This is a genomic window from Haloferax marinisediminis (assembly GCF_009674585.1).
Lineage (GTDB): Archaea > Halobacteriota > Halobacteria > Halobacteriales > Haloferacaceae > Haloferax > Haloferax marinisediminis.
Genome location: NZ_WKJP01000001.1, coordinates 226,745 through 240,997, shown reverse-complemented (window position 1 = coordinate 240,997; position 14,253 = coordinate 226,745). Strand labels below are relative to the sequence as shown.

Annotated in this window: 15 protein-coding genes; 4 read left to right on the top strand and 11 right to left on the bottom strand. The window is 62.8% G+C overall.

Annotated elements, in window-relative coordinates; genetic code table 11:
- Nucleotides 1-12: 12 nt before the first annotated feature.
- Together GJR98_RS01285 and GJR98_RS01280 are read right to left on the bottom strand one after the other, a co-directional pair.
- The gene (locus tag GJR98_RS01285; protein ID WP_151134694.1) at nt 13-951 is read right to left on the bottom strand and encodes a class I SAM-dependent methyltransferase; all 939 of its coding nucleotides are present in this window, start codon (nt 949-951) and stop codon (nt 13-15) included.
- Nucleotides 952-1,043: 92 nt separating this feature from the next.
- The gene (locus GJR98_RS01280; protein WP_151134692.1) at nt 1,044-1,700 is read right to left on the bottom strand and encodes an HVO_0476 family zinc finger protein; all 657 of its coding nucleotides are present in this window, start codon (nt 1,698-1,700) and stop codon (nt 1,044-1,046) included.
- 242 nt (nt 1,701-1,942) lie between these two features.
- On the opposite strand from GJR98_RS01280, the gene GJR98_RS01275 reads away from it, so the two are divergent.
- Nucleotides 1,943-3,217 (top strand): outer membrane protein assembly factor BamB family protein, encoded by a 1,275-nt coding sequence (locus tag GJR98_RS01275; RefSeq protein WP_191965402.1) that lies wholly within the window; start codon nt 1,943-1,945, stop codon nt 3,215-3,217.
- A 35-nt stretch (nt 3,218-3,252) separates the two neighbouring features.
- Here the strand turns inward: GJR98_RS01275 and GJR98_RS01270 are convergent, their stop codons facing one another.
- Nucleotides 3,253-4,212 (bottom strand): aminopeptidase, encoded by a 960-nt coding sequence (locus GJR98_RS01270; protein WP_151134690.1) that lies wholly within the window; start codon nt 4,210-4,212, stop codon nt 3,253-3,255.
- A 201-nt stretch (nt 4,213-4,413) separates the two neighbouring features.
- Between GJR98_RS01270 and GJR98_RS01265 the strand changes: the two genes are divergently transcribed.
- Nucleotides 4,414-5,481, top strand: coding sequence for a type II glyceraldehyde-3-phosphate dehydrogenase (locus GJR98_RS01265; protein WP_151134688.1), 1,068 nt, complete (start codon nt 4,414-4,416; stop codon nt 5,479-5,481).
- A 57-nt stretch (nt 5,482-5,538) separates the two neighbouring features.
- On the opposite strand, the gene GJR98_RS01260 is transcribed toward GJR98_RS01265, so the two are convergent.
- From GJR98_RS01260 to gap, 5 genes are all read right to left on the bottom strand, one after another.
- Nucleotides 5,539-6,027: a metallophosphoesterase gene (locus GJR98_RS01260; RefSeq protein WP_151134686.1), complete on the bottom strand. Its 489-nt coding sequence runs from the start codon at nt 6,025-6,027 to the stop codon at nt 5,539-5,541.
- Between the two features lie 66 nt (nt 6,028-6,093).
- On the bottom strand, nt 6,094-7,275 hold the full coding sequence (locus GJR98_RS01255; RefSeq protein ID WP_151134684.1) for a thiolase family protein: 1,182 nt from the start codon (nt 7,273-7,275) through the stop codon (nt 6,094-6,096).
- Between the two features lie 114 nt (nt 7,276-7,389).
- Complete coding sequence (locus tag GJR98_RS01250; RefSeq protein WP_151134682.1) at nt 7,390-8,598, bottom strand: phosphoglycerate kinase; 1,209 nt, start codon at nt 8,596-8,598, stop codon at nt 7,390-7,392.
- Nucleotides 8,599-8,658: 60 nt separating this feature from the next.
- Nucleotides 8,659-9,225 carry a hypothetical protein gene (locus GJR98_RS01245; protein ID WP_151134680.1) on the bottom strand — a complete coding sequence of 189 codons (567 nt, stop codon included), beginning with the start codon at nt 9,223-9,225 and terminating at the stop codon, nt 8,659-8,661.
- 141 nt (nt 9,226-9,366) lie between these two features.
- Nucleotides 9,367-10,419: a type I glyceraldehyde-3-phosphate dehydrogenase gene (gap, locus tag GJR98_RS01240; protein ID WP_151134678.1), complete on the bottom strand. Its 1,053-nt coding sequence runs from the start codon at nt 10,417-10,419 to the stop codon at nt 9,367-9,369.
- 254 nt (nt 10,420-10,673) lie between these two features.
- On the opposite strand from gap, the gene GJR98_RS01235 reads away from it, so the two are divergent.
- Nucleotides 10,674-11,036, top strand: a complete 363-nt coding sequence (locus GJR98_RS01235; protein WP_151134676.1) for an Hsp20/alpha crystallin family protein — start codon at nt 10,674-10,676, stop codon at nt 11,034-11,036.
- Nucleotides 11,037-11,057: 21 nt separating this feature from the next.
- Here GJR98_RS01235 and GJR98_RS01230 read toward each other — a convergent pair whose 3' ends face one another.
- Entirely contained in the window at nt 11,058-11,930 is an 873-nt protein-coding gene (locus tag GJR98_RS01230) for an ATP-grasp domain-containing protein (protein WP_151134674.1), read from the bottom strand.
- A 59-nt stretch (nt 11,931-11,989) separates the two neighbouring features.
- Complete coding sequence (locus tag GJR98_RS01225) at nt 11,990-12,520, bottom strand: 50S ribosomal protein L16 (RefSeq protein WP_151134672.1); 531 nt, start codon at nt 12,518-12,520, stop codon at nt 11,990-11,992.
- A 169-nt stretch (nt 12,521-12,689) separates the two neighbouring features.
- Between GJR98_RS01225 and GJR98_RS01220 the strand changes: the two genes are divergently transcribed.
- The gene (locus GJR98_RS01220) at nt 12,690-13,340 is read left to right on the top strand and encodes a type 1 glutamine amidotransferase (protein WP_151134669.1); all 651 of its coding nucleotides are present in this window, start codon (nt 12,690-12,692) and stop codon (nt 13,338-13,340) included.
- Here the strand turns inward: GJR98_RS01220 and nucS are convergent, their stop codons facing one another.
- Nucleotides 13,341-14,159, bottom strand: a complete 819-nt coding sequence (gene nucS, locus GJR98_RS01215) for an endonuclease NucS (protein WP_151134667.1) — start codon at nt 14,157-14,159, stop codon at nt 13,341-13,343. It abuts the gene before it with no gap.
- Nucleotides 14,160-14,253: the final 94 nt, after the last annotated feature.

Below are 14,253 nucleotides of genomic sequence, written 5' to 3'. Positions count from 1 at the left end.
CAGAGATGGTCACTAATCAACCGCACGTTCGGCGACAACTGCCCGTAGGTCGGTTCCGGGGATGTCGTGGGTCATCTGACGCGAGAATCCGGCCGATTCGGTCCACGAGAGGACCGTCGCTTCGCCGTACAGGTCGCCGCGTCCGAGTGCGAGCGCATCGACTGCTCGTTGCGTCGTCGTGGCCGTCGAACACTGCCCGTGCAGTGCGTCGACGAAGACGGCAGTTCCGCCCGGTTCGAGGGCGTCGTATGCTCCTTGGACCAACGAGACCGCTTCCTCAGCGTTTCGTCCCGCGAAGGCATCGCCCACGAAGACGAGGTCGAAGCCATCGACTGGTGGATTCGTCGGGTCGGCAGCGACGAGGTCGACACCCGCCCGCGAGAGCAGTGGTCGGACCACGTCGACCGTCTCGGGGACCTCGACGAACGTCACGTCGTACCCGCGTTCGACGAACTCACGAGCGAAGACACCCGACCCACCCGCGAGGTCGAGGACGTGGGTCGAATCGGGTGCTTCGCGGACTGCCGCGGTCACGCAAGCCCGGACGACCGACTCGTCGGTGGCGTCGTGTGCCCCGAGTCGGTTGCGGACCCACTCGTCGGGGCGGGAAGGGGCGTCGCCGTTCGCCATCGTCTCCGGGAGCTCCGTGTACAACGAGAAGAAATCGAGAGTGTGTGGGAGACGGCCGATGGACCGAACGTCACGCTTTGCGAGAAAGCCGAGCGCCCGGTTCGTTATCTCGTACTCACTGCCCACGCGTTTGATGAACCCCATCGACGCCAGCGCTTCGACGGTGATTCGCGCTGCACGGGGGTCGATGTCGGCAACGTCGGCGACGTCCTTGGCGGTGCCAGCGGTGGTCGTGAGTGCGTCGATGACGCCGCTCTCGCGGGCGGCCCAGAGGAGTGCGAGCGATTCGACCGAGAACTGCGACCGGTCGCGGGTAGGCATAGCAGCACCGACGGGATACGAGAAGAAAAGTTCGTTCCGTGTGCGTCGTGTTCCGCGTCTGTCGTGTTCTTAGCGTGTCTCGCTGGATTCGACTACCAGGCAGACCACGCGGTGGAGGTCTGGTCGCGGGCGTAGACGCGCTTTGCGTCTTTGGCGTACACCATGTCGCCGGGGTGGTCGAGTTTCCCGTGACGGTACTCGGGGGCGTCGGCGCGAACGACGAGGCCCTCGATTTTGACCTCTTCGTCGCCGAAGGACTCGGTCTCGCCGACGACGAACTCGTAGTCACCGGGGACGTTGACGGTGATACTGCGCGTGTCTTCGCGCTTGCCGTCTTTCGGGTGTACGGTGACGTTCACCGCGACGTTGTCGACAACGCGGGTCCAGACGGTCTGGACGTCGTTTACGACTGCTTCGTCGACTCGCTCGTCGGGGCCAACTTCGATGCCCGTGATGCGGACGAGTTGAATCGCTTCGGGGGTGTCGACGATGAACTCCTCGCCGAGCGCGATGTCTGCCTCTTTGGGGGCCGAGACGGTCGTCGAGACGGAGGACCCGTCCTGCGAGACGACGACGTCCATGTCGATTTCGTCGGGAATCTCTACTTTCTCTTTGTGGACTTGACCGCACTCGGTGCAGCGGACGGTCGAGTGACCGCCGGGCTTCAGCACCTCGTGGACGGTAGGTTCGTCGGGTGAACACGACGGACAAGGGAGCGGGACGCGTTCACCGGCGTCGGGTAGGCTCATACGCCTCGGTAACCCGTCAGGCGGTAAAAAGCCGCCTTTCTCTTCGTCCGCGTGAGAGTCGGTGTCGGGGTGTGGTGACGAGGATGCTGTACACGCGAAGCCGAGACACCTGGTCGATGTATCTCTCACACCTACGACGAACTCATCTGCCTCGAAGACTGCACTGCCGGCGTCCTCGACCACTGTCTGGTCGGCTAACCCACGGCAGACGCTTTTGCTCGTAGCCAGCGTACTTCTTTGCCGTGCCCACTTCGAGTCGTCGCCAGTTCCTCGCCGCAGTCGGAACGACTGCCCTCGCGGCGACTGCCGGGTGCGTCGGCAGCGGTGACCAACCAACATACGAAGGCACGTGGTCGCGCCGCGGATTCGACGACGCTCGAACCGGATTCTCGCCGGTGATGGGTCCGACTGGAGACCCCACCGTCGCGTGGCGTGCGCCGGTGTTCGACGCGTTTCCGACGAGTTCGCCAGTCGTCACCGACGGTGTCGTCTACTCCCTCCACACACGCGGTGGGCAGGACGGGCAACACGAGACAGCCGTCTCGGCGTTCGACGCTGCAACCGGCGAAGAAGCGTGGCAGACGACCATTTCGACCACCGCTGTCGACCAGATTGCGTATCACCACGACTCACTGGTGGTCTCCGGCGACTTCCTCTACGCGCGAACTTTCGAAGGACTCCACACACTGTCGACCGGCGGCGAGGTGTTGTGGTCGCACCCAGTTCCGACGACGGAACAATCGTACCCTGTCGTCGCGCCACCGGTCATCTCCCGTGACATGGCCGTGACGGCGACGTACGGCGACAGAACTCCACCTGCGGGCGTCGTCGCTGTCGATGCCGAGAACGGTAGGCCCCGGTGGCGAGCGGGGTTCAACTCTCGGAAGGTGCCGTGGACACTCTCGGCCGCCGATGGGACCGTGTACGCTCCGTTTCTGGACGGTGATGCGGGTCTCGTCGCGCTCGACATCGAAACTGGAGCACAGGAGTGGGCGCTTTCGCTTCCAGTCGATGGGCCCGTGACGGTCGCCGGTGACACGTTGCTCGTGCCACTCGGCGGCGACTCCGAATCCATCGTGGCCCTCGACCGGCGCACTCACGACATCGTCTGGCGAAAACCGGCGACCAGACGAACCGAATCGGCGGTCGCAGTCGCTGGTGAACTCGTCTACTACTGCGCCGATAGACTGCTCGTGGCGCGACGGCTCGACACCGGCGAACTCGTCTGGTCGTTCGGTCCGACTCCGGTCGTCTCGCTCAGTTGGACGCCCATCGTCGCCGGGTCGAACGTCTACTTCGTCGCCGAGCGCACGACCGAATCTGGGTCACCAAACTATCTCTACGTGCTGGACCGTTCGACTGGACGCGTCCGCGGCTCAGGGCGGATTCCGGGCTCACCTGACACTGCTGGGTTGGCGGTGGTCGATGGCGCGGCCTACCTCGCGCTGGGTCGTGGGGAGTTGGTGTGTTTCGAGTCGTGTGGGTTCTCGGTGGGCGGGCGCTGTTTCGGTAGGTGAAGAAAGAACGAAGCGGTCGGTGCTCGAGTGACAGTCTACGGTTGCGGCAGTTCGACTTCCTCGCCGTCGGCGTACACCGTCGGGTTCTGGATGATGCCGTCGAGGTGGAGCGGTGCGTCGGTGTCGCCACCGATGCCCGCGTCGTCGCCGATGGCGATGTGGACCGTGCCGGCGGCCTTCTCGTCTAAGAGGACAGACCCGACGAGGTCGGTCACACCGACGTTGGTTCCGATGCCGATCTCGGCGAGGTTGAACGCGTCTCGACCGACTTCCTCGGCGGCGGCCTCGACCTGTTCGCGGATGTCGTCGTCCGAAATCTCGGTGACGTAGCCGTCTTTGACTTCGAAGCGAAGGTCTTGCCCCTCGTCGAGGAGGCCGTGAGGCATCATCGTCCCGTCGACGACGTACGTGCCGGTGGCGGATTCAGGGCTGAGGAAGATTTCGCCTGCGGGGAGATTCGAGAACGACCCGGACTCGGAGATGTCACCCGTGTCTGCAAGCCACTCGCGGTCGCCGCGGACGAACGTGATGTCCGTGCCCTTCTCGGTGGTCACACGAACCTCGTCGGCGTCGCCGACGGCTTCCAACATCGCCTTGCTGTGGTCGTAGATGAGGTCGTAGTCGGCGTCGAGGCCGGTGACGAACACGTCTTCGGTGATGCCGGGGAGCGTCGCCCCACGAGCGCCGGCGTCGCAGGCGGTACCGCGTGCGCGAGTGTGACTGAGACTCTTCGTCGTCGGCGCGAGGAAGGCGTCAGCTTCGGCCATGGCCGCGGCGACGGGTGCTGGCGGTTCTTCGCCGTGTTGGTTCCCCGGCGGGTAGCGGATAATCGACACGTCGTCGGTCACCTCGCACGCAACCTCGTAGAGCGCCTCACCGATGCGCTGGCGCTTGTCGTCGGTGACGACGAGCAGCGATTCGTCGGCGTCGAGTTCGAGACACTGGAGAACTGCTGTCTCGCTGGCGGCACGGAGGTCGGAGTCGTCCGTCGTCATGTGGTTTTCTGCGATACCGTGTGGGTTAGGCGTTCCCATCTCGACGCCACCGGCCAGTTATTGGTTTACTCGCGTTCGCGTACTACAGTCTCAGCAACTTCACTCGCCTCAGAGATAATCCCGTGACTCACTCGCCCGAGAGTTAATTTCTGCCGATTAACCATCGAAATAACTATGGTTGACGACAGTCGTCTGTAATCTATGATACGAGTGGGTGTCAACGGCTACGGTACAATCGGGAAGCGCGTCGCCGACGCGGTCGAGGCGCAACCCGATATGGAAATTATCGGCGTGGCCAAGACGCAACCCAACTTCGAAGCGCACACTGCCGTCAAACGCGGGTACCCGATGTACGCAGCAATTCCCAAGCGTGCACCGCTGTTTGGCGAGGCCGGCATCGAACTCGCCGGTGAAGTAGACGAACTCGTCGCCGAAGCGGACGTCATCGTCGACTGTACGCCGTCTGGCATCGGTGCGAAGAACCGAGAACTGTACGAGACCCACCACACGCCTGCAATCTTCCAAGGCGGCGAAGACGCTGATGTCGCCGAAGTGAGTTTCAACGCACGTTCGAACTACGACGCCGCCCGCGACGCCGACTACGTCCGCGTCGTCTCGTGTAACACGACCGGCCTCTCCCGCATCATCGCTCCCCTCGAAGAGGAGTACGGTGTCGAGAAGGTCCGCGCGACGCTCGTCCGCCGCGGTGGCGACCCCGGCCAGAACTCTCGGGGACCAATCAACGACATCCTCCCGGACCCAATCAAGGTACCATCGCACCACGGTCCCGACGTGAAGACCATCTTCCCCGACCTCGAAATCGACACGCTCGGGCTGAAGGTGCCGGCGACCCTGATGCACGTCCACGCCCTCAACGTCACCCTCGAAGACGACGTGACGGGTGCCCACGTCCGCCAACTGCTCGAAGGCGAAAACCGAATCTACGTCATTCCGGAAGGCCTCGGTATCGACGGCGCTGGCAAACTCAAGGACCTCGCACTCGACGCCGAACGCCCGCGTGGTGACCTCTGGGAGAACTGTGTCTGGGGCGAGTCTATCGGCGTGAACGGCCGTGACCTCTACTTGTTCCAGGCCATCCACCAGGAGTCCGACGTCATCCCCGAGAACGTCGACGCGATTCGCGCGATGTTCGAACTCGAAGACCAGAAGACGAGTATGGAACTCACCGACCGCAAAATCGGTGTCGGCATCTCTGGCGACCCTTCTGGGTTCTCTGAGCAGGCGCGTGCGGAGTTCGCCGACGACTAATCGGCGAATCGTCTGTTCACCCCCACTTTTTCGTTCCCCCTCTCTCGATTCACCGCGTTAGAGTGACTCGAACGAGACGTTTCCAGTACCGAGGTCCACGACGGCGACGTGGAACGCCTCGTCTGCGCCCGGAATCGGCAGTCCACCGGGGTTGATGTGTGTCGTCCCACCGCGGTCGTCGAGCGTCTTCTCGTGGGTGTGTCCGCGGAGGACGTAGTCGTAGGTCGCCGAGTCGACGAGAGCGTCGACGAGGCCCGCTTCGGTTCCGTGGTAGACCGCGATATCCTGCCCGTCGAGAGTGAGGTGCGCGAAGTCGTCGTGGTAGGTTCCGAACGATTCGACTATCTCGCGGAGTTTCCACTCGCCGTCGTTGTTGCCGCGGACGGCGTGGAACTCGAAGTCAGCGTCGAACGGTGTTGCCGAGAAGGGCGCGACGATGTCGCCGCAGTGGACGACGACGTCCACGCCTTCTGCTTCGAAGTGTGAGACTGCTGCTTCGACATAGTCGAGGTTGTCGTGTGTGTCCGAGACGACGCCGAGTTTCATGGCTCACGATTCGTCGGCATCGGGTTTCAAACTTGGTCGATACCGATTCGGACGGGAGAGTCGTCCTCAGACCCGTTCGATAATCGTCGCGATTCCCTGTCCGAAGCCGATACACATCGTACAGAGGCCGTACTGCCCTCCACAGTCTTCGAGTTGATACGCGAGTTTTCCGAGAAGCGCCGCACCGGTGGCACCGAGCGGATGTCCGTGAGCGATTGCGCCACCCCAGACGTTCGTTTTCTCCCAGTCCGCGCCGGTTTCTTCGAGCCACGCACCGATGACGGAGGCGAACGCCTCGTTCACTTCGAATCGGTCGATGTCGTCTATTTCGAGGCCGTTATCGGCGAGTATCTCGTTCGTCGCGGGTATCGGACCCGTCAGCATCGTCTTCGGGTCGACGCCGACGACGTGTGTATCGACGATTCGCGCCATCGGCTCCCAGCCGTATTCTTCGCACGCGTTTCCGGATGCGACGAGCGTGGCCGCCGCGCCATCGACGATACCGGAGGCGTTCCCGGGATGGATGACGCCATCGCCTTCCTCACGGAACGCGAGCGGGAGGGTTCCGAGCGTCTCCATGTCTGTGTTCGGTCGTGGATGTTCATCCTCGGTGACGACGCGTGTCTCGCCGTCTGTTTCCACTTCGACCGGGACGACCTGTTCGTCGTACTTTCCGGCCGCTGCGGCACGTCCCCAGCGTGACTGCGAGTCCACGGCAATCTGGTCGACGGCTTCTCGTGAGAGTTCCCACTGCGTTGCGATTCGTTCGGCACCTTCTCCTTGCGAGGTGAGTTCGTCGAAGTGGTCGAAGTACGTCTCAGACACGTTCGCTGGGTCGGCGAACGTCAGTCGGTCGACGGCGGAGTCCGACGCCATCGGGACTCGTGTCATGTGTTCGACCCCACCGGCGACGAGCACGTCGTGCATCCCACCCCGGATCTGTCCCGCCGCGAAGTTGATGGCCTGTTGGCCGGAGCCACACATTCGGTTGAGCTGCACTCCGGGGATGCGGTCTCCCCACCCAGCGACCATCGGTGCCAAGCGGCCGATGTTCATCCCCTGTTCGCCGATGGGGGTGACACACCCGTAGATGACGTCCTCTGGGTCTTCGTCGCCCGCGAACCCGACACGTTCCTCCAGCGCGAGCAGTGGTTCCGCAGCGAGGTCCTGTGGGTGCACGTCACTGAACGCCCCCTTTCGCTTTCCAAACGGGGTCCGGACGGCGTCCACGAGATACGCATCCTGCATAGTACCGTGCTCAGGTCGCCCCCTCATTACTGTTTGTGTGCTATCACGCTCGGCGCAGACGAGAGCTGTGTCTCTCCGCCAGTGTCGTCACCGAAAAAACGCAACAGTCGGTGCTTAGTCCTGCTTCAGCACTTCCACGCCGGCCAGTGGCGCACCCGTGAGCGCACGGATGTACGCGCCACCGGCGATGGAGACGTGGCCGAAGTCAGCTTCGTCCATGCCGTACATCTCGATGGCGCGCGAGGTGTCGCCGCCGCCGACGACCGAGAAGCAGTCGGTCTCGGAGATGGCGCGGAGGACGCCGACAGTGCCGACCGAGAAGCGCTCGTCTTCGAACAGTCCGAGTGCGCCCTTCACGAAGACGGCCTCGGAGTCGCGGATGATGGGGTCGTACTCGTCGACAGTCATCGACCCGACGTCGAGGTAGGCGCGGTCTTTCTCGTCGATGTCGGCGACTGCGATTTCGGCGCGTTCGTCGGTATCGTCCTCGTAGGCGAGGTCGACGGCGAGTTTGATTTGGTCGCCACGCTCGTCGAGGAGCGACTCGATGGTCTCGCGGTTTGCCTCCCACTGGTCGTCGAAGAAGTCCATGCCTTCGAGGTCGAATCCGACGTCGTTGCCGGCGGCGCGGAGGAACAGTTCACCCGCGATGCCGCCCAGCAAGAACTGGTCGACCTTGTCGCCGAGGTTGTTCATCACGTTGATGACGTCGGTCGCTTTCGTGCCACCGACGACCATCGTGACCTGCCCCTCGAACTCACGGGTTGCGATGGAGGAGTTCGCCTCGTACTCGGTCTCCATCACGCGCCCCGCGTACGCGGGCAGTTCGAGCGCGAATCCGACGAGGGAGGCGTGCGAGCGGTGTGCAGCAGAGTAGGCGTCGTTGATGTACGCGTCGAAGTGTGGTGCGAGCGTCTGGACGAACTCGGTGTCTGCTTTGACTTCGGGGTCTTCTTCGGGGAGTTCCTCGTCACACATCCGTGTGTTTTCGAGGAGCAGAATCTCGCCCGATTCGAGCGACTCGATGGCGTCGATAGCGTCGTCACCGTAGGTGTCGGCGACGAACTCGACATCCTTCCCGACGTGACCAGCGAGGATGTCGGCGTGCTGTTCGAGCGAGACGAAGTCGTCGCCACCGGGTCGGCCCTGATGTGCCATGAGGACGACTTCGTCGCCACGTTCGGCGAGTTCCTTCACCGTCGTCGCGTGTCGGTCGAACCGGCGGTTGTCCTGTACTTCGCCGTCCTCGACGGGGGAGTTGAGGTCGAGGCGGACGAGGACACGCTGGCCGGGTTCGAGGTCGTCGAGCGTCTTGAAGGTCATCACGCGAGGGAACGTAGGCGAGTCACTTAGTCGTGGGCAAAACGGACGAGGGCCGCCCCGCTAGTCGAGTTCGACCGTCACGGTCGGTTCGGCGACGTATCGACGACCGCCGTCGCGTTCGGCCACGACGATTCGGGCCGCGACCGTCAGTTCCGTCGGCAACTCGTCGTCTGACAAGAGAAAGTGCAAGGGGAACTGGGCGAAGTCGACCTCGTCGAACTCGTCTATCTGGAGAATCGTCGCGTTCCTCTGTCCGGACTCGACGAACGTGAACGGCGGGAATTCGGTCGTCCCGGTTTTCTGCACGTACACGACGGGGTGCATGCCGGGGGAACTCGTGGTAAACGCGTACCGAACCGAGTCGAACGAAACCCGCTCGCCACGTTCGACGTAGACGTCGAACGGAGCCACGTCGTTCACGGAGACGTCGTCGCCGGTATCGAATGCGTTGACGCTGAACTCGACGAGGCGCTCCCCGTCGCGGCGGTAGACGAGAGACGACTGGCCACGAATGTCTCCTTCTCCGGGGTCAGAGAGCGGCGTCGGCGTCGACGTCGTCGGCGCGGCACACCCAGCGAGGGGAACGACCGTCGCAACAAGTGCGGGGAGGAACTGTCGGCGGCGCATCACGTGGACGTCATGCGCCTGTTGTATCGTTCTTGCGCTGGCCGTCGGTCGACGGTGAGGAAACGACGGCGCGACGTAGCCAACAGGCTAGCCGGCCCAAAAACGAAGAGAGGCGAAGAGGGGGCGAAGCGAGTGTGTCGGTTACTCGGGCTTGATGAACGACGCCATGTCGAGCATCCGGTTGGAGAAGCCGTACTCGTTGTCGTACCACGTCAGAATCTTGTAGAGGCCACCGTCGTTGACCTGGTTGGTCGTGTTGAGGTCGACGGTGCTGGAGAACGGCAGACCGAGGATGTCGCGGGAGGTGACTTCGTCGTCGGTGTAGCCGAGGACACCGGCGAGCGGGCCGGAGTCAGCAGCCGCGCGGAAGGCGTCGTTGATTTCTTCGACCGACGGCTTCTCTTCGAGGCTCACGACGAGTTCGGTGAGCGAGCCGTTCGGGACGGGGACGCGAATCGCCATGCCGTCGAGTTTGCCGTCGAGCTGGGGCAGAATCTCGGTGGCGGCCTGTGCGGCGCCCGTCGTCGTCGGGACGATGTTCTCGGCGGCAGCACGGCCACGGCGCTGCTTGCCGTGTGGGCCGTCGATGAGGTTCTGGCTCCCCGTGTAGGCGTGGACGGTCGTCATGAGACCGTTCTCGATGCCGAACTCGTCGTCGAGAACCTTCGCGACCGGCGTGACGGAGTTCGTCGTACAGGAGGCGTTGGAGACGATGTCTTCGCCGTCGTACTCGTCGTGGTTGACACCGTAGACGAGCTGCTTGACTGGCTCGTCACCCTTCGGCGGTGCCGAGATGACGACCTTGTCTGCACCTGCTTCGAGGTGGGACGAGGCGTCTTCCTTCGTACGGAAGATGCCGGTACATTCGAGGGCGACGTCGACGTCGAGTTCGCCCCACGGCAGTTCTGCTGGGGACTGAACGTTGTAGAGTCCAACCGACGTGCCGCCGATGGTCAGGGAGTCGCCTTCACGCTTGACGCCATCGAGACGACCCATGACGGAGTCGTACTTTGCGAGGTACGCCATGTCGTCGAAGTCCATGACGTCGTTGATTGCGACCAGTTCGACCGTCGGGTTGTCGAGGACGGCACGGAAGATGTTCCGACCGATTCGGCCGAAGCCGTTGAGTGCCACCCGCACCACGTCCGACTCGTCCACGTTCTCGCCCGCGCTGAGGTAGGATTTTTCACTCATATTTGAGTAGTTCCTACCTCCAAATCACTGTGCAAGCAGTATATCTGTTTCGGTAAATCCGACCAAATCGAACGTTACCTTTCATACTCGGTCATAATAGCTACACAAACAATCACAACCGGTCAATATCGCACGGGATTGTCGAGAAGCGAGGCGGTGGGGAGAGGCCGTCACACGGCGAATTTGTGGCGATTCGTTGCCAAGTGACTGTCACAGGCAGAAACGTTTTATCCTCCGATTTCATAGCGGCCCCCATGGTCAGAGACGACCGTGACGACCCGTTCGACAACATCTTCGATGAAATCGAACGGATGATGAATGACATGACCGGAGGGGACGCTGGATTCGCCTCCGAAACCCACATCGACGTATATGATGAGGGTTCTACACTTCGACTCGTCGCGGACCTCCCAGGCGTCGACAAAGACGCAATCGACCTCAAGTGCGATGGCGAAACGCTGACGATTAGTGCCGCCGGTGACCGCCGCGAGTTCGACGAACGCATCCGCCTCCCGGCACGCGTCGACGAACACTCCGCGAAAGCCACCTTCAACAACGGCGTCCTGCAGGTCACGTTCGACCGCGCTGAGGATTCTGCCGCTATCGACGTCGAGTAATCGGCGACCGAGACGGCAGCATTACGAGTTTTTCGCAACCTGTTCGACCAGCGCTGCCAGTCGGTCGAAGAAGTCGTCGTCGTACTTCGTGTCGTCGTCGATGGTTGGCCGCGCGTTCGTCTCCGAGACGACGAGACGGTCTCCCGACTCGAGGAGGTCGACACCGAGATAGCGGATGCCCAGTTCCTCGGCGACCGACTCCGCGAGGCGTCGGTGTGTTTCGGGGAGGTCGACGCCGACTGCGTCGGCCCCGCGGTGGACGTTGTGTTTCCATCGCCCGTCTGCGCGTGCGCGCTCGGGTAGACGACGTTCGACTGCACCGACCACTGTTCCGTCGACGACCATCGCGCGGTAATCACGAGCGTCCGGAAGCCACTCTTGGACGAGATACGATTTGTCGCCGGTCGCTCGGTAGTCGTGGACGAGGTTCAGGTGGTCGACGAGGCCCGACAGCGAGTCGGGGTCGTGGGCTTTTGCGATGCCGACACCGCGGGTCGTCGAGTTCGGCTTGACGACGACGGGGTAGTCGAAGTTCGCCCGGTCGATGGCCTCCATGAGCGACGCGTCGGTAGTCGGGTTCGAGACGTAGACGCTTCGGAGGACGGGGATGTTCGCTCGCGAGAGTGCTGCGATGACACCCGCCTTGTTTCGCGAGGTCAGGACGTCGTCGCGCGTGTTCACCCACGGGATGTCGTATCTCGCCGCGACGACGCCTCCCTCCATCGGCCGAGTGGGGTAGACGAATCCGACGTCGAACTCGTCACTCGGCGGCGTCGAGAGGTCGAGTGCGAACTCTTTGGCGCGGAGGTGTCCGACGTCGATGCCACGCGCGGCGAGCGGCTCGCGCATCCGCTCGAACGTCTCGCTGTTGGTCGTCACCGCCAGACGGAGCATACGCTACGAGGCGATGTGTGTGGTCAAAAGTGGGGTGGTTCGCGGAAACTCGTGCGAATTTACGCGACGAGCAGTTCTTCGCCGCGTTCGACGACGATGCGGCACGGCGGCGACATCTTGTTGTAGGCGCGGCGGAAGGCGTCCTTCGCAATCGCTGCGTCTTCGACGTCGCAGTAGATGGTGAAGACGGTCTCGCCACGGGGGATGCGTGCTGCGGTCCCGACGACCTTCCCGAAGGACTGGCGCATTCCGTCAGAAACACGGTCTGCACCTGCACCGGTTGCCTGCTTGTTCTCGCGGATGACGTGGTGCGGGAACTTGCGCAGAATCATCTTGTACTGCTTCTCGCCTGCGTTCTTGAGCATCAGGCGGTTAGCAGAGAGACGTGCGGATTCGAGCGAACCGTGTCGAATCTGAACGTCTTCTTCGACCTTCAGGGAGATCTGGACAGGGTAGTCCTCGGGGTCCGCCTGCAGGTCGCCCATGTTGTGCTGTGCGATCTTGGAACCGGGAATTCCCGTGATGTACTCGCGTCGCGTGTACGCCGGGTTCTTGATTTCCCGGTACATAGAGGCGGGTTTGTCTGACATGGTTACTTGTGAAACCGAAGGGTCAGGCGGGCTAAAAACGCTTCGAAGCTTCACTCGGCAAACTGCGTGTGTGTGCCACTCACACGACCAGCACCGTTGGATACCGCAGAAGCGTGGGTTTCGGTATCGATGAACATCCTTATGAGATGCCTTCACCTCAGCATAGACGATGTTGCTCGTCTGCGATACGATGGCCCTAGATGGGCCGTCGTACTTCACTGACGCACTTGCCGACCTCGCCCTCGATGGCCGTGACGGGGTCGTCCACTCGCTTCCCAGTGACGGCCTCCCGTCGCTCTCGGACGTCGACGCCGTCGTCGTCACCGGGAGTACCGCGGGCGTCTACGAGGCCGACGAGCGGCCGTGGATAGACGATGGCCGGCGTCTCGTCCGCGAACTCGTCGCACGAGAGATTCCAACTCTCGGCGTCTGCTTCGGTCACCAACTCGTCAACGACGCACTCGGCGGAACTGTCGAAGCAGGCGACCAGAAACGTGGTCTCGTCGACGTCGACCTCGCCGACGACCCAGTGTTCGAGGGGATAGCCAGCACGATTCCGATGGTCCACGGTGACTACGTGGTCGAACCGGGGAAGCGAATGGAGACGATTGCCTCGGCCGACTACTACGACCATCTCGCGACCCGTCACGAGTCTGCACCCGTCTGGACGGTCCAGTACCATCCCGAGTTCACCGCGGCGTTGTTCGACCGCATCGCCGACGACTTCGGGTGGCCGGAGGACGATTCGGACCGCGACTTCGACGACGTGACGGCCGTGAACACCGTCGAGAACTTCGCTGCTCTCGCCGGGCTCGACTGATTACTCGTCGCGGGTTTCGCCGTCCGCTTCGTCACCGGTTTCGCCGTCAGGTTTCTCGTCAGTGTCGTCTTCGTTGGCCTCGTCTTCGACCGGCGGTGCTCCCGTCTCGGGGTCGAGGGCGACGAACTCTAATCCCTCCCGTTCGAGCAAGTCTGCTGCTCTGTCGGTGACCGAGGGTGCGACGAGGATACCGCGAACCGGTTCGTCGTCGCCGAACTCCCGACGGAGTGCATCGACGTATCGGCGGAGTTGACTCGCTGCAGCGGGACCGACGCGCCGCCGCTTCAACTCTACGACGACGGGAACGCCGTCGGCGTCCTCTCCGAAGATGTCGATTGGCCCGGCGTCGCTCTGGCGCTCCGTTTCGAGTGGGTCGAACCCGGATTCGAGCGTCGAGGGGTTCGAGAGGATGTGCTGTCGAAGGTCCTCTTCGCTGCCGGTGAGTTCGAGGTCACTTCGGTCGTTCACGCCGTAGGCAGAACACTGTTCGACGCGCTCGAAGTGGACGTCGAGTCGTTCGTCCGGGTTCGACCGCGTGCTGCGGATGCGCAAGCGGCCGTCTCGGACGCTCGCGGAGTGCGTACACCCCGGTGGTTGCCAGTTGACTGGCGTCCGTTTTTCGTCGGTGTGGACGAGGATGGTGCCGTCTGGTTTCAGAATCACCAGTCGGTCGCCGGGGCCGAGTTCGCTCGTCGCGCGGCCGTCGTAGTCCACGGTACACCGTCCGAACACGGTAATCATGTCGTCGCGCTCGAAGGCCGCTTCGAGGTGGACGAGCGCGTCGCGGTGCGTCGGCCGGTGGAGTGTGTTCACCGTCATCCGGGTGTCGGCACGCGATTCGTGGCCGTCGGGTATAAGACCCGCGTCGTGGATGGCGGAATATTCCGGTTCGCTGGCAGGCTTATGCTCTTCC

What these genes read in the sequence shown, in the direction of transcription:
- GJR98_RS01285 (WP_151134694.1), bottom strand. Translation starts at nt 951, where the DNA reads ATGCCTACCCGCGACCGGTCGCAGTTCTCGGTCGAATCGCTCGCACTC.
- GJR98_RS01280 (WP_151134692.1), bottom strand. Translation starts at nt 1,700, where the DNA reads ATGAGCCTACCCGACGCCGGTGAACGCGTCCCGCTCCCTTGTCCGTCG.
- GJR98_RS01270 (WP_151134690.1), bottom strand. Translation starts at nt 4,212, where the DNA reads ATGACGACGGACGACTCCGACCTCCGTGCCGCCAGCGAGACAGCAGTT.
- GJR98_RS01265 (WP_151134688.1), top strand. Translation starts at nt 4,414, where the DNA reads ATGATACGAGTGGGTGTCAACGGCTACGGTACAATCGGGAAGCGCGTC.
- GJR98_RS01260 (WP_151134686.1), bottom strand. Translation starts at nt 6,027, where the DNA reads ATGAAACTCGGCGTCGTCTCGGACACACACGACAACCTCGACTATGTC.
- GJR98_RS01255 (WP_151134684.1), bottom strand. Translation starts at nt 7,275, where the DNA reads ATGCAGGATGCGTATCTCGTGGACGCCGTCCGGACCCCGTTTGGAAAG.
- GJR98_RS01250 (WP_151134682.1), bottom strand. Translation starts at nt 8,598, where the DNA reads ATGACCTTCAAGACGCTCGACGACCTCGAACCCGGCCAGCGTGTCCTC.
- GJR98_RS01245 (WP_151134680.1), bottom strand. Translation starts at nt 9,225, where the DNA reads ATGCGCCGCCGACAGTTCCTCCCCGCACTTGTTGCGACGGTCGTTCCC.
- gap (WP_151134678.1), bottom strand. Translation starts at nt 10,419, where the DNA reads ATGAGTGAAAAATCCTACCTCAGCGCGGGCGAGAACGTGGACGAGTCG.
- GJR98_RS01235 (WP_151134676.1), top strand. Translation starts at nt 10,674, where the DNA reads ATGGTCAGAGACGACCGTGACGACCCGTTCGACAACATCTTCGATGAA.
- GJR98_RS01230 (WP_151134674.1), bottom strand. Translation starts at nt 11,930, where the DNA reads ATGCTCCGTCTGGCGGTGACGACCAACAGCGAGACGTTCGAGCGGATG.
- GJR98_RS01225 (WP_151134672.1), bottom strand. Translation starts at nt 12,520, where the DNA reads ATGTCAGACAAACCCGCCTCTATGTACCGGGAAATCAAGAACCCGGCG.
- GJR98_RS01220 (WP_151134669.1), top strand. Translation starts at nt 12,690, where the DNA reads ATGTTGCTCGTCTGCGATACGATGGCCCTAGATGGGCCGTCGTACTTC.
- nucS (WP_151134667.1), bottom strand. Translation starts at nt 14,159, where the DNA reads ATGACGGTGAACACACTCCACCGGCCGACGCACCGCGACGCGCTCGTC.